This window comes from Leisingera sp. XS_AS12 (genome assembly GCF_041224635.1).
Classification (GTDB): Bacteria; Pseudomonadota; Alphaproteobacteria; order Rhodobacterales; family Rhodobacteraceae; genus Leisingera.
In genome coordinates this window covers 23,678-36,223 of sequence record NZ_JBGFGM010000107.1, presented here as the reverse complement: position 1 = coordinate 36,223, position 12,546 = coordinate 23,678, and the positions used below count along the sequence as shown (strand labels likewise).

Sequence of the window (12,546 nt, the reverse complement as noted above, 5' to 3'; positions counted from 1 at the left end):
CCCGAATCCGCAATGGAGAATAGAAATGAACGCGGATTACGTGATTGTCGGTGCCGGGTCAGCCGGCTGTGCGATGGCTTACCGGCTCAGCGAGGCCGGAAAATCTGTGCTGGTGATCGAACACGGCGGCACCGATGTCGGGCCGTTCATCCAGATGCCGGGCGCGCTCAGCTACCCGATGAACATGCCGCTTTATGACTGGGGCTACAAATCCCAGCCCGAACCGCATCTGGGCGGGCGTGAGCTGGTCTGCCCGCGTGGCAAGGTGATCGGCGGCTCCTCCTCGATCAACGGCATGGTCTATGTGCGCGGCCATGCGGGCGACTACAACCACTGGGCCGAGTCGGGCGCCGCGGGCTGGTCCTATGCCGATGTGCTGCCCTATTTCAAACGCATGGAAACCTGGGACGGCAACGGCCATGGCGGCGACCCGGACTGGCGCGGCAAGGACGGCCCGCTGCATGTCACCCGCGGCCCGCGCGATAACCCGCTGCATGACGCCTTCGTCAAGGCCGGGGCGCAGGCGGGCTACCCGGTGACCAAGGACTACAACGGCGAGCAGCAGGAGGGCTTCGGCCCGATGGAGATGACGGTCTATAAGGGCCGCCGCTGGTCCGCCGCCAACGCCTATCTGAAACCCGCGCTGAAGCGGGACAACTGCGACCTGATCCGCGCCTTCGCCCGCAAGGTGGTGATCGAGGATGGCCGCGCCGTGGGCGTCGAGGTGGAGCGCGGCGGCAAGGTCGAGGTGATCCGCGCCAATGTCGAGGTGATCCTCGCGGCCTCCTCGCTGAACTCGCCCAAGCTGCTGATGCTCTCCGGCATCGGCCCGGCGGCGCATCTGGCGGAACACGGGATCGACGTGGTTGCCGACCGCCCCGGTGTCGGCCAGAACCTGCAGGACCACCTGGAGTTCTATTTCCAGTTCGCCTCCAAGCAGCCGATCACGCTCTACAAATACTGGAACCTCTTCGGCAAGGCCTGGGTCGGGGCGCAGTGGCTGTTCACCAAGACCGGCCTCGGCGCCTCCAACCAGTTCGAAAGCGCCGCCTTCATCCGCTCCGACAAGGGCGTGGACTACCCGGACATCCAGTACCACTTCCTGCCCATCGCGGTGCGCTACGATGGCCAGGCCGCCGCCGAGGGCCATGGTTTCCAGGTTCACGTCGGCCCGATGCGCTCGCCCTCGCGCGGCCATGTCACGCTGGCCTCCAGCGACCCCAAGGATGCCCCGAACATCCTGTTCAACTACATGTCCACCGAGCAGGACTGGATCGATTTCCGCAAATGCGTGCGCCTGACCCGCGAGGTCTTTGCGCAAGACGCGATGAAACCCTTCGTCAAGCACGAGATCCAGCCGGGTGCCGACGTGCAGACCGACGACGAGATCGACGCCTTCATCCGCGAGCACGCCGAGAGCGCCTATCACCCCTGCGGCACCTGCAAGATGGGCGCGGTGGATGACCCGATGTCCGTGGTCGATCCCGAATGCCGGGTGATCGGCGTCGACGGGCTGCGGGTGGCCGACAGTTCGATCTTCCCGCGCATCACCAACGGCAACCTCAACGGCCCGTCCATCATGACCGGCGAGAAAGCCTCGGATCATATCCTGGGCCGCCGCCTGCCGGCCTCGAACGCCGAGCCGTGGTTCCACCCGAACTGGCAGACCGCGCAACGCTGAAACCGGGAAGGCCCGGATTGCAACTGGCAGAAAGGGGCGTCTCGGGCGCCCCTTTTTCGTGCCGGATGTACAGGGGCAGGGGCGGTGATTCTCGCCGTGTCGCCGCCGGTCGGGCAACAATGTCTGCAAGCGGCGCTATTGTTTCCGGTTTTTGGCACGTTTCCGGGTAATTTCGGCAAATTCGAGGTAAATCCACCGCTTTCCCGGCGAATAGGTTAAATTTGAATTGAAGTGACGCGATGGGCCGCCATGCCACAGCATTCGCGGACCAAGCCAAGGAGACCTCAGATGGAACAGTCTTATCAAGCCGGTGCCGTGCAGGAGATCCAGGGCAAGAGTGTCGAAACCACCGACGCGGAAATCCTGGCCGCGGTGCGTGCGATCCTCACCGCTGAGGAAGTCTCGCATCCCGAGGTCGAGCGCGAGCATCAGGAGGCCGCCAGCCGCAGCCGTATCTGGGCCAGCGCGCCGAAGCCGCAGCGCAATGTTGCCGCCAATGCCGCCGTCAAGCCGTCGCTGGTCACCCAGATTTTCGATCGCCTGCGCGGCTGACCACGCGCTGCGAGCGGCCCGGTACTGGGGTCATGTGCAGGGGTAACGCCGCCGCCGTTTCCAAGTTTTCACTGGCGCCTTTGGTGCTGTAGCGGGCCTTGATGGCCCGCTTTTTTCGGGCAGGGGTCAGCTCACCTCATAGGGCAGCACGCCGCGTTGATCGGTGTTGATGGTCAGCCGACGCTCCAGCGGCGGCACCGAACGCTGGTGGCAGTCCTTGCGCTCGCAGATGCGGCAGGAGATTCCGATCGGCTCATAGGCGCTGTCCTGGCTCACATCCAGCCCGTCGGCATAGACCAGCGCATCCGCGTGGCGCACCTCGCAGCCCAGGGAGATGGCATAGCGGCGCACCGGCGCTCCGAAGGAGCCGCCGGGCTTGGAAACATCCCGTGCCAGCGAGATATAACGCACCCCGTCCGGCGTCTCGGCCAGCTGCCGCAGGAAGCGCCCCGGGGTCTCGAACGCGCGGTGCACGTTCCACAGGGGGCAGGCGCCGCCGAAACGGGCGAATTGCAGCCGCGTGGCCGAGTGTCGCTTGGTGATGGTGCCGGCCTGGTCAACCCGCACGAAGAAGAACGGCACCCCCTTGGCACCGGGCCGCTGCAACGTCGACAGCCGGTGCGCCACCTGCTCGATCGAGGCGCCAAAGCGGATCGCCAGCAGCTCCAGGTCGTGGCGGCAGGATTGGGCGGCTTCGAGGAACCGGGTATAGGGCATCAGCGCCGCGCCGGCGAAATAATTCGCCAGTCCGATCTTGGCGATCGCGCGGGCTTCCTCGCTCTGGAACTTGGCAAAATCCAGCGTCGCTTCCAGCAGCGTGTTTTGCCGCAGCAGCGCCACCTGCAACAGCATCTGGAACAGCTGCGTTTGCGGCGCCGAGCGGTTCGACAGATGCAGCACGCCCGCCTCGGCATCAAAGTGGCGCAGGCCTTCGATCTCGCTCTGGCGCACGCTCACACCGGCCCGTTCCAGCTCCGCCAGCGCCGCGGCGCGGATGTCACCGGTGGCTGCGAAATGCTCCGCCGCGTGGTCCACCGCGTCGATGTAATTGTCGCAGTAATGGAAGAAATCGCGCACCTCCTCCCACGGGGAGGCCTGGATGCGCGCATCCTCGCGCCCCAGCGCCTCATCCAGCGAGGCCAGCCGCTCATGCGTCTGCCGGTAGGCGCGGTGCAGGGTCAGAAAGGCCCGCGCCAGCGCCGGCGCGTTCGAGGCGGTCAGCCGCAGATCGGCCAGCGGCGGCGCATCATCGGCGAACACCGGATCGGCCATTGCCTCGCGCATGTCGCTGACCAGGCGCTCGCTGTCGCCCGCGTTCAGCTCGGTCACATCCATGCCGAATTCCTGCGCCAGCGCCAGAACCACCGTGGTCGAAACCGGGCGGTTGTTGTTCTCCATCTGGTTTAGGTAAGGCAGGGAAACCCCTAATTTTGCTGAGAAATCCTTTTGTGTCAGCTCCAGTCTCTGGCGCATTTCGCGCAGCTTGGCGCCAGCGTAAAGTTTCTGAGTGGCCATGAGGCAAGCCTTTGCAAATCCATTTCCTCGCAATGGTATAATTGCAAAGTCGGCCGTGGCAAGTCCGCAGATTGGCCTATGCGCGGATCTGCCGCTCCCGCACAACCACCAGCAGGATCGCGGCCAGGCCGCACATCGCGGTGACGAACATGATGGTCAGCAGCGGCACCGCGGTGGAGCCGGGCACCAGCAGCCAGCCGGCAAAGGCGCTGAGGGCCGCGCCGGCGCCGATCATGATGGCGCCACTGAGGCCCGAGGCGGTCCCCGCCAGATGCGGCCGCACCGAGATCGCGCCGGCGGTGGCATTGGGGATCGACATGCCGTTGCCAAGACCGACAAAGCACATCAGCCCGAAGAAGGAGTAAACGCTGTCAGCGCCTGCAAGGGCGATCATCAACGACAGCAGCACGCCGCCGCCGTTGATCAGGCAGCCCCACAGCACCATGCGGTTGACCCCGATGCGGGTGGAAAACCGCCCCGAGATGAAATTGCCGACAAAATAGCCGACCGCCGGTGCCGCGAACCAGACCCCCAGCGCAGCGGCGCTCAGCCCGTAGATCTGGGTGCCGACGAACGGCGCGCCGCCGAGATAGGCAAAGAACGCCCCTGAGGCGAGGCCAGAGGCCAGCGAGTAGCCCCAGAACCGCGGCGAGCGCAGCAGCTCGGGATATTCGCGGAACTGCGCCAGCAGCGTCTTGCCGCTGCGCCCCGCGGTTTCGCCGAAGTCCACGAAGGTGATCGCCAGCGTGGCAGCGGCGACCAGGAACAGCAGCCAGAAATTGGCCTGCCAGCCCAGCCACTGGTCGAGAAACCCGCCGATCGCCGGACCCAGCATCGGCACAACCGCCATGCCCATGGTGACATAGCCGATCATGCTGGCGGCCTGGTCGGTGTCAAACATGTCGCGCACCGCCGCGCGGCTCAGCACCATGGTGGCCGCAACCACGGTCTGGGCAATGCGGAACATGAGGAAGATCTCGGCCGTGGGCGCATAGATGCAGCCCAGCGTTGCCAGCAGGAACAGCACGATGCTGCCCATGATCACCGGCCGTCGCCCCATCTGGTCCGAGATCGGGCCGACCAGGATCTGCACCACCGCGTTGCCCGCCAGATACAGCGCCACCGACAGCTGCATCAGCCGGTAATCGGTCTGGAAATACTCGGTCATGCTGGGCAGCGAGGGCAGGTGGATGTTCATGCCGAGGGCCGAAAGCCCCGCCAACAGGATCAGAGTGAAAATGCGGGGCGGCGTGCGCTGGCTGGCCGCGCTGGAATTGTATGCTGACATACCATTTCCTGTATCCCGCTTCTGCGGTTTTGTCTATCGCGCAAGCTGCGCGGCGGGCCTGTGCGAAAATTCAGGTTATTTGCTGGTTCGCAGTTATTCAGTTGCGATATGCAAACGATTTGCAAATTTGCCACAAACCCCTTTGGTCGGCGCTGCACCCGCGTTAGGATCGCGCAGAAACTGACAGGGGACATGCCATGAAAGACATTCTTTCCGAGCTCGAGGACCGCCGCGAGAACGCGCGGCTGGGCGGCGGCCAGCGCCGCATCGATGCGCAGCACGCCCGCGGCAAGCTGACCGCCCGCGAGCGCATCGAGCTGCTGCTGGACGAGGGCAGCTTTGAAGAATTCGACATGTTCGTCAGCCACCGCTGCACCGATTTCGGCATGGAGGACAACAAGCCCGCGGGCGACGGTGTCGTCACTGGCTGGGGCACCATCAACGGCCGCCAGGTCTATGTCTTCTCTCAGGATTTTACCGTTCTGGGCGGTTCGGTCTCGGCCACCCATGCGCAGAAGATCTGCAAGATCATGGATATGGCGGTGCAGAACGGCGCGCCGGTGATCGGCATCAATGATTCCGGCGGTGCCCGCATCCAGGAAGGCGTCGACGCGCTGGCCGGCTACGCCGAGATCTTCCAGCGCAACATCATGGCCTCCGGCGTGGTGCCGCAGATCTCCGTCATCATGGGTCCCTGCGCCGGTGGTGCGGTCTACTCGCCTGCGATGACCGACTTCATCTTCATGGTGAAGGACACCTCCTACATGTTCGTGACCGGTCCCGACGTGGTGAAAACCGTCACCAACGAGGTCGTCACCGCCGAGGAGCTGGGCGGTGCCTCCACCCACACCAAGAAGTCCTCTGTCGCCGACGGTGCCTTTGAAAACGACGTCGAGGCGCTGGCCGAGGTCCGCCGCCTGGTCGACTTCCTGCCGCTGAACAACCGTGAAAAGCCGCCCGTGCGGCCCTTCTTCGACGATCCTGCCCGCATCGAGGACAGCCTCGACACGCTGGTGCCGGAGAACCCGAACACGCCCTACGACATGAAAGAGCTGATCACCAAGATCGCGGATGAGGGCGACTTCTACGAGATCCAGGAAGATTTCGCCAAGAACATCATCACCGGCTTTGTCCGCCTCGAAGGGCAGACGGTCGGCGTCGTGGCCAACCAGCCGATGGTGCTGGCAGGCTGTCTCGACATCGACTCCAGCCGCAAGGCCGCGCGTTTCGTGCGCTTCTGCGACTGTTTCGAGATCCCGATTCTGACCTTCGTCGACGTGCCGGGCTTCCTGCCGGGGACCAGCCAGGAATATGGCGGCGTCATCAAGCATGGCGCGAAGCTGCTGTTCGCCTATGGCGAGGCCACCGTGCCGAAGGTCACCGTGATCACTCGCAAGGCCTATGGTGGCGCCTATGACGTAATGGCGTCCAAGCACCTGCGCGGCGATTTCAACTATGCCTGGCCGACCGCCGAGATCGCGGTGATGGGGGCCAAGGGGGCGACCGAGATCATTCATCGCGCCGATCTGAACGACCCCGAGAAGATCGCCCAGAAGACGGCCGAGTACGAGGACCGCTTTGCCAACCCCTTCGTGGCGGCCGAACGTGGCTTCATCGACGAGGTGATCATGCCGCATTCCACCCGCAAGCGGGTGGCCCGGGCCTTTGCCTCCTTGCGGGGCAAGCAGTTGAAGAACCCGTGGAAGAAACACGACAACATTCCGCTGTAATTGCGGCTGTTGCAGCGGGGGCTGTCTGCCCCCGCACCCCCGAGAGTATTTTTCGGAAAGATGAAGAGAGGGTCTCCTCCTTGCCCCGCAGCCCCTGGCATATCACCCGCACCGACGACGCGCTGACCCTGTCGCGACGTCTGCCTGCGCGGTTCGACCTTGTGGTCGAGACCACGCTGCCGGGCGGCGACCCGCTACGCCTGGCGCATCAGATTCGCCAGGACATGTGGCGCGCGCTGCAATCCCTGCGCGGGTTTGCCCCCGCGGTGGAAATCGCCGCGGCAGGTGAGGGGCTGCGGGTGCGTGCCGGCGGGCAGGTGGCCGGGCAGGCGCCCGGCAATGCCGCCGGACGGATCGCCGAGGTGCTGGACAGCCGGGCCAACCGCGCGCGCTGGCTGCGCCACGCCGGGTTTCGCCCGGACACGAATCGCTTCGAATCCGGCGCAACCGTGAAAAATGCGCACAAAATTGCAGCGGAAATTGACAAGACGGACGAATCAGCGCCATGATCCGCGTCAGCCAGATACCCACAGCGCGCGCTTTACGTGCAGCGCCTGCAACCCTGGCCGGAGGAGCCCGAACTGACGGGGGCCGGGGTTGCGGTTATCTGAAAGCTTTCATCCCGCTATTGTTTGCCTGTTGTGCCAGCACTGAACTGGCCGCGGTGGAACCCATGGCAGTGTCCGTGCCCTCCGGCCAGCAGGTGAGCCTTGCCGAGGTGCTTCTGGATGACAGCCAGGGCGAGACCTGGGCGCGTTTTCGCTTCCTGGCCCCACAGATCGCCCGCGAGGGCGGCAGCGTCAGCCATGAACAGGCCGCGCCCGACATGGACCACCTCTGCGCGGACCTGGCGCTGCCCTATCTGGCGGCCCAAGGTGTGCGGCCTGCACGGGTGGTGATCTCGCTGGCGGACCGGCCGCTGCCCTTTGGCCTGCAGGACGCCACGGTCACGCAGTTCTTCGAGGTGTATCGGCCCGACGGGGCATCCTGCATCTGGGAGGCTTTTTGATGCGACCACAAGATCTTGAGGGCATTGGCAGGGATCGGCGGTTTCTTGCGGCATTGCAGCCACAATGTCGCCAATTGGCGCGATTCAGATGTGACTCCGGCGCAAACCCGGCTATCTTTGATGCCGGTGGCCCTCGGGCTGCCTTTACTTTGAGGTTGAGGCACGCGGGTGGCCTGGCCCCCGCTGGTTTCACATTTGCAATCAGGAGACAGAGATGTCCAAGAGCATCAAGCTTATCACCCTGGCCGGCCTGCTGGCCGCCGTCGCCGCCTGCGCTCAGCAGGAAGAAGAGTTTGTCGTGGTCGAGCCGGTTTCGCAAGAACCCGTCTACACCGGCAAGTACAAGTAAAAATCACAGGGGTCCGGCCCTGCGGCCGGCCCTCGCCGCCCCGTGGGGTGCCGGACCGGAGGCACCCAGATGTTGAAACACCGCGGGTTCCCCGGCCGCATGCCGGGGACAGATTTCCAGTTCACGATCCGTCGCCCCAATCCCAAGGGAGTGACGCCGCTGACCCGGCGCGAGCGCTACCGCGACCGCAAGAACGTCGACAAACGCGTCGATTCCATGTTCATGCAGGCGCTGTGGGAACACTTCGGCGACCAGCCCTTCGAGCGCGGCAACCTTGATGCCGGTCGGCTCAGCTGGCTGTTCGGACGCGAGGTGATCCCGGCCGAAGATCCCTTTGATCCCGCCAGCTACGAAGCCCTTCTCGTCATCGACGAGGCCGTTGCGCGGGCTTCTTTCCCGGAAGCCTTCGAATGATGCGGGCGCCCCGCATAGCTGCGTCCGCCGTGTCCCTGCGGCGGCATCACCGGGCGGCAATCGCTGCCCGGCAGGCGTCGGGGCGCAATTTCGGCGTGAATTTGCACAGCGGCTCTCCGTTTCAGCGGGAAGTTGCCCAAACCGCCGGGGGCGGCTCAGAGGGGCTTACATGGGGCAGGGGAGCAGGCATGCTGGCTGCGGCGGTGCCGATGCGCCGCCACGCCGAGCATTTGTTCCGGCCCCTTCGCCTGAACGGGCAGGTACGCGCCCCCATCCGCGGCCTGCCCGTCTTTTGTCCCTCTCAGGCATTGGCGGAAGCTTGCCGTATCCCCCCAGTTTTGCGGCAAGCCTCCGCCCATCTTTTTTCCGCCCGCCTGCCTGTCTTGCACGGTCGTGGTTTGTGGGCACATTGCCCCGCGACAGTGAATGCCTCAACAGAAGGACAAGAAACATGCGGGCAAGAACACTTCTGGCGGCGTTGCCGCTTTGCGGGCTGCTGGCAGCCTGTGGCGACACCACCGGCGAGCAGATCATCTATGGCGGCGGCGCAGGCGCGGTCGGCGCGGTCCTGCTGGATGCCAACCCGGTCACCGGTGCTGCGGTCGGCGTCGCCGCAAACCTGGTCTATTGCCAGCAGAATCCCCGCAGATGCTGAGGCTGCCGCCGCAGCCCTGATCCGCCGCCCCGCCGGGGCCGCTTTTGAAATCGCGCAATCGCCGTGTCCGGGTCTGCCCCGGGCGCGGCGTTTTGCATTCCGCACTACCAAGGAACAAGGGACAGCCTATGTTTGACAAGATCCTGATCGCCAACAGGGGCGAGATTGCCTGCCGTGTCATCAAGACCGCGCGCAAGATGGGCATCAAGACCGTCGCCATCTACTCCGACGCCGACAAGCAGGCGCTGCACGTGCAGATGGCGGATGAAGCTGTCCACATCGGCCCGCCGCCCGCCAACCAGTCCTATATCGTCATCGACAAGGTGATGGAGGCAATCCGCCAGACCGGCGCCCAGGCGGTGCACCCGGGCTATGGCTTCCTGTCGGAAAACTCCAAGTTCGCCGAGGCGCTGGAAGCCGAGGGCGTTGCCTTTGTCGGCCCCCCGAAAGGCGCGATCGAGGCGATGGGGGACAAGATCACCTCCAAGAAGATCGCCCAGGAGGCAGGCGTCTCCACCGTGCCCGGCTACATGGGGCTGATTGCCGACGCCGACGAGGCGGTGAAGATCTCCAACGAGATCGGCTACCCGGTGATGATCAAGGCCTCCGCCGGCGGCGGCGGCAAGGGCATGCGCATCGCCTGGAACGACGAAGAGGCCCGCGAAGGCTTCCAGTCCTCCAAGAACGAGGCGGCGAACTCCTTTGGAGACGACCGGATCTTCATCGAGAAATTCGTGACCCAGCCGCGCCACATCGAGATCCAGGTGCTGTGTGACAAGCACGGCAATGGCATCTACCTGGGCGAGCGCGAATGCTCGATCCAGCGCCGCAACCAGAAAGTGGTGGAAGAGGCGCCGTCGCCCTTCCTCGACGAAGAAACCCGCCGCGCGATGGGCGAACAGGCCGTGGCGCTGGCCAAGGCGGTGGGCTATTCCTCGGCGGGCACCGTGGAATTCATCGTCGATGGCGACAAGAATTTCTACTTCCTCGAGATGAACACCCGCTTGCAGGTGGAGCACCCGGTGACCGAGCTGATCACCGGCGTCGACCTGGTCGAGCAGATGATCCGCGTCGCCGACGGCGCCGAGCTGCCGCTGCGCCAGGAAGACGTCAAGCTGACCGGCTGGGCGATCGAAAACCGGCTTTATGCCGAAGATCCATACCGCAACTTCCTGCCCTCGATCGGCCGCCTGACCCGCTACCGCCCGCCGGCAGAGGTCGCGGCCGGCCCGATGGCCGAAAATGGCACCTGGCATGGCGACGCCCCCGCAGGCGACACCGCGGTGCGCAACGACACCGGCGTCTACGAGGGTGGCGAGATCTCGATGTATTACGACCCGATGATCGCCAAGCTCTGCACCTGGGGCCCGACCCGCGACGCGGCGATCGAGGCGATGCGCATCGCGCTCGACAGTTTCGAGGTGGAGGGCATTGGCCACAACCTGCCGTTCGTGGCAGCGGTGATGGACCATCCGAAATTCGTCTCCGGCGACATGACCACCGCCTTCATCGCCGAGGAATATCCCGACGGTTTCGCCGGGGTCGAGCTGCCCGAGGCGGACCTGCGCAAGATCGCGGCCTCCTGTGCGGCGATGCACCGGGTGGCTGAGATCCGCCGCACCCGCGTCTCCGGCCGGATGGACAACCACGAGCGCAAGGTCGGCACCGACTGGGTGGTCTCCCTGCAGGGGCAGTCATATCCGGTGGTGATCGACGCCGACCGCGACGGGGCCACCGTGCGCTTCGAGGACGGCGAGGCGCTGCGGGTCAGCTCCGACTGGACGCCGGGCGACCAGCTGGCCACCGTCGATGTCAATGGCGAGACTTTGGTTCTGAAGACCGGCAAGATCACCCAGGGCTTCCGCATCCGCTCGCGCGGGGCGGATATCCGGGTCCACGTGCGCACGCCGCGGCAGGCGGAGCTGGCGCAGCTGATGCCCGAGAAACAGGCGCCCGACACCTCCAAGATGCTGCTCTGCCCGATGCCCGGCCTGATCGTGAAGGTCGACGTCGAAGTGGGGCAGGAGGTGCAGGAAGGCCAGCCGCTGTGTACCGTCGAGGCGATGAAGATGGAGAACATCCTGCGCGCCGAGAGAAAGGGCGTGGTCTCCAAGATCAACGCCAGCGCCGGTGACAGCCTGGCGGTCGATGACGTGATCATGGAGTTCGAATAACAATGGATCTGCGGGCAGATATCAGCGCGGGCTGGGGGGCGGCAGACGCCCTCCCGGTCGGCGTATCTGCCCGCAGGCGTTTGTCGGCATGCACGAAATCTTCAGGAATTTCTGCGATAGCTGCGGTGTTTGACCCCCTGAAGGTGCCGCATGTTCCGTCCCGCCCTGTGCCTGCTCTCGACGCTTCTGGTGCTGTCCGCCTGCGCGCTGGACAAGGAAGAGGCGTTGCGCAGCCAGCTCTCCGCCTGGGTGGAGCTGGGCGAGACCTTCTTCTTCGAAAGCTCGATGAGCTGCACCGCGGCGGTGTTCCACACCTCCGAAAGCCCGCGCCTCACCTCGCAGCTGGCGCGCGCGCGCTCGCTCAACACCGGCATGCAGATGCTGGAAGCCGGGACGCCGGTGGTCTTTGCGATCTCGGGCAAGTCCCCCAACGCGGTGACAGAGGACATCATGTCGCGCGACCTGCCGCAGGGGCTTGGGGTGCTGAACTCCGGTCTGGCCGGGGTCAGCTGCATGTCGGACCTGGTCAAGTCAATCTATTACCAGGCCATCCGCAACCCGACGTCGAACCTGCTGTTCGTGCCGGACAGCGGTGCCATGGTGGTGCTGGACAAGCAGGCGATGGCGCTGATCTACGTGCGCGGCAACGGCTAGGCAGCTCCGGCGCAGCCGCTGCGCGCAGGCCTCAGCCGCCGCGCCGCTCTTCCACTTCGCGCAGCCGCTCGGGGAATTTGTCGATGCTGCGCGACAGCTCGCGCACCGTCCAGGGGTGCGGCTTGCGCAGCTTCACGCCGCCGTCCTTGCCCACCAGCACCAACATGAAGCCGCGCGGACGCAGTTTCTGGCGCAGGGCGGATTTCGCCGCGGGGTCCGTGTCGGTCAGCACGATGACGTCGCGCTCGCGCAGCGCCTCGATACCGTCCATCAGCCGTTGCAGCTGTTCGTGGAAGCGCGGGTCCTCGGGGCTGTCGGCAAACACCACAACCGGGCGGTGGGTCCATTGGAAGTCGGACAGCTGCACATCGTATCCAGGCTGGATCAGCTCATCCGTGCTGCTGTCGGCAGCCATGGCGGTCAGCGGCAGAAATCCTGCCAAAACAACGGTTAGGATTGCTTTCATGGTCTCTCCTGTTGGGTTGAATATATGTGCAACCGCGGCAATTGCGACCGTCAATTCCA

13 protein-coding genes are annotated in these 12,546 nt (G+C 65.0%); 10 read left to right on the top strand and 3 right to left on the bottom strand.

The window, feature by feature from the left end:
• Positions 1-25 precede the first annotated feature (25 nt).
• Entirely contained in the window at positions 26-1,681 is a 1,656-nt protein-coding gene (gene betA / locus AB9K35_RS14215) for a choline dehydrogenase (RefSeq protein WP_369927048.1), read from the top strand.
• Positions 1,682-1,969: 288 nt separating this feature from the next.
• On the top strand, positions 1,970-2,233 hold the full coding sequence (locus AB9K35_RS14210) for a hypothetical protein (RefSeq protein WP_369927046.1): 264 nt from the start codon (positions 1,970-1,972) through the stop codon (positions 2,231-2,233).
• Between the two features lie 126 nt (positions 2,234-2,359).
• On the opposite strand, the gene AB9K35_RS14205 is transcribed toward AB9K35_RS14210, so the two are convergent.
• Together AB9K35_RS14205 and AB9K35_RS14200 are read right to left on the bottom strand one after the other, a co-directional pair.
• Positions 2,360-3,748, bottom strand: coding sequence for a short-chain fatty acyl-CoA regulator family protein (locus tag AB9K35_RS14205; protein ID WP_369927044.1), 1,389 nt, complete (start codon positions 3,746-3,748; stop codon positions 2,360-2,362).
• A 76-nt stretch (positions 3,749-3,824) separates the two neighbouring features.
• On the bottom strand, positions 3,825-5,036 hold the full coding sequence (locus AB9K35_RS14200) for a multidrug effflux MFS transporter (protein WP_369927042.1): 1,212 nt from the start codon (positions 5,034-5,036) through the stop codon (positions 3,825-3,827).
• Positions 5,037-5,233: 197 nt separating this feature from the next.
• Here AB9K35_RS14200 and AB9K35_RS14195 point away from each other — a divergent pair, with 197 nt between their 5' ends.
• The 8 genes from AB9K35_RS14195 (at position 5,234) to AB9K35_RS14160 (ending at position 12,021) form a co-directional block, all read left to right on the top strand.
• Entirely contained in the window at positions 5,234-6,766 is a 1,533-nt protein-coding gene (locus tag AB9K35_RS14195; protein ID WP_222453956.1) for an acyl-CoA carboxylase subunit beta, read from the top strand.
• An 80-nt stretch (positions 6,767-6,846) separates the two neighbouring features.
• Entirely contained in the window at positions 6,847-7,275 is a 429-nt protein-coding gene (locus AB9K35_RS14190) for a hypothetical protein (RefSeq protein WP_369927039.1), read from the top strand.
• A gap of 119 nt (positions 7,276-7,394) precedes the next feature.
• The gene (locus AB9K35_RS14185) at positions 7,395-7,775 is read left to right on the top strand and encodes a DUF6497 family protein (protein WP_369927037.1); all 381 of its coding nucleotides are present in this window, start codon (positions 7,395-7,397) and stop codon (positions 7,773-7,775) included.
• Between the two features lie 214 nt (positions 7,776-7,989).
• Positions 7,990-8,124: a hypothetical protein gene (locus AB9K35_RS14180; protein ID WP_369927035.1), complete on the top strand. Its 135-nt coding sequence runs from the start codon at positions 7,990-7,992 to the stop codon at positions 8,122-8,124.
• A gap of 69 nt (positions 8,125-8,193) precedes the next feature.
• Entirely contained in the window at positions 8,194-8,538 is a 345-nt protein-coding gene (locus AB9K35_RS14175; protein ID WP_369927033.1) for a hypothetical protein, read from the top strand.
• Positions 8,539-8,989: 451 nt separating this feature from the next.
• On the top strand, positions 8,990-9,193 hold the full coding sequence (locus AB9K35_RS14170) for a hypothetical protein (protein WP_222453952.1): 204 nt from the start codon (positions 8,990-8,992) through the stop codon (positions 9,191-9,193).
• A gap of 128 nt (positions 9,194-9,321) precedes the next feature.
• The gene (locus AB9K35_RS14165; protein WP_369927031.1) at positions 9,322-11,367 is read left to right on the top strand and encodes an acetyl-CoA carboxylase biotin carboxylase subunit; all 2,046 of its coding nucleotides are present in this window, start codon (positions 9,322-9,324) and stop codon (positions 11,365-11,367) included.
• A 150-nt stretch (positions 11,368-11,517) separates the two neighbouring features.
• The gene (locus tag AB9K35_RS14160; protein WP_222453950.1) at positions 11,518-12,021 is read left to right on the top strand and encodes a hypothetical protein; all 504 of its coding nucleotides are present in this window, start codon (positions 11,518-11,520) and stop codon (positions 12,019-12,021) included.
• Between the two features lie 31 nt (positions 12,022-12,052).
• Here the strand turns inward: AB9K35_RS14160 and AB9K35_RS14155 are convergent, their stop codons facing one another.
• A complete protein-coding gene (locus tag AB9K35_RS14155) occupies positions 12,053-12,487 on the bottom strand; it encodes a DUF4174 domain-containing protein (RefSeq protein ID WP_222453949.1) in 435 nt (144 codons plus the stop codon).
• Between the last annotated feature and the right edge of the window lie 59 nt (positions 12,488-12,546).

Bases quoted from the DNA above. Each gene is read 5' to 3' on its own strand.
- betA (WP_369927048.1), top strand. From the start codon at position 26: ATGAACGCGGATTACGTGATTGTCGGTGCCGGGTCAGCCGGCTGTGCG.
- AB9K35_RS14210 (WP_369927046.1), top strand. From the start codon at position 1,970: ATGGAACAGTCTTATCAAGCCGGTGCCGTGCAGGAGATCCAGGGCAAG.
- AB9K35_RS14205 (WP_369927044.1), bottom strand. From the start codon at position 3,748: ATGGCCACTCAGAAACTTTACGCTGGCGCCAAGCTGCGCGAAATGCGC.
- AB9K35_RS14200 (WP_369927042.1), bottom strand. From the start codon at position 5,036: ATGTCAGCATACAATTCCAGCGCGGCCAGCCAGCGCACGCCGCCCCGC.
- AB9K35_RS14195 (WP_222453956.1), top strand. From the start codon at position 5,234: ATGAAAGACATTCTTTCCGAGCTCGAGGACCGCCGCGAGAACGCGCGG.
- AB9K35_RS14180 (WP_369927035.1), top strand. From the start codon at position 7,990: ATGTCCAAGAGCATCAAGCTTATCACCCTGGCCGGCCTGCTGGCCGCC.
- AB9K35_RS14175 (WP_369927033.1), top strand. From the start codon at position 8,194: ATGTTGAAACACCGCGGGTTCCCCGGCCGCATGCCGGGGACAGATTTC.
- AB9K35_RS14170 (WP_222453952.1), top strand. From the start codon at position 8,990: ATGCGGGCAAGAACACTTCTGGCGGCGTTGCCGCTTTGCGGGCTGCTG.
- AB9K35_RS14165 (WP_369927031.1), top strand. From the start codon at position 9,322: ATGTTTGACAAGATCCTGATCGCCAACAGGGGCGAGATTGCCTGCCGT.
- AB9K35_RS14160 (WP_222453950.1), top strand. From the start codon at position 11,518: ATGTTCCGTCCCGCCCTGTGCCTGCTCTCGACGCTTCTGGTGCTGTCC.
- AB9K35_RS14155 (WP_222453949.1), bottom strand. From the start codon at position 12,487: ATGAAAGCAATCCTAACCGTTGTTTTGGCAGGATTTCTGCCGCTGACC.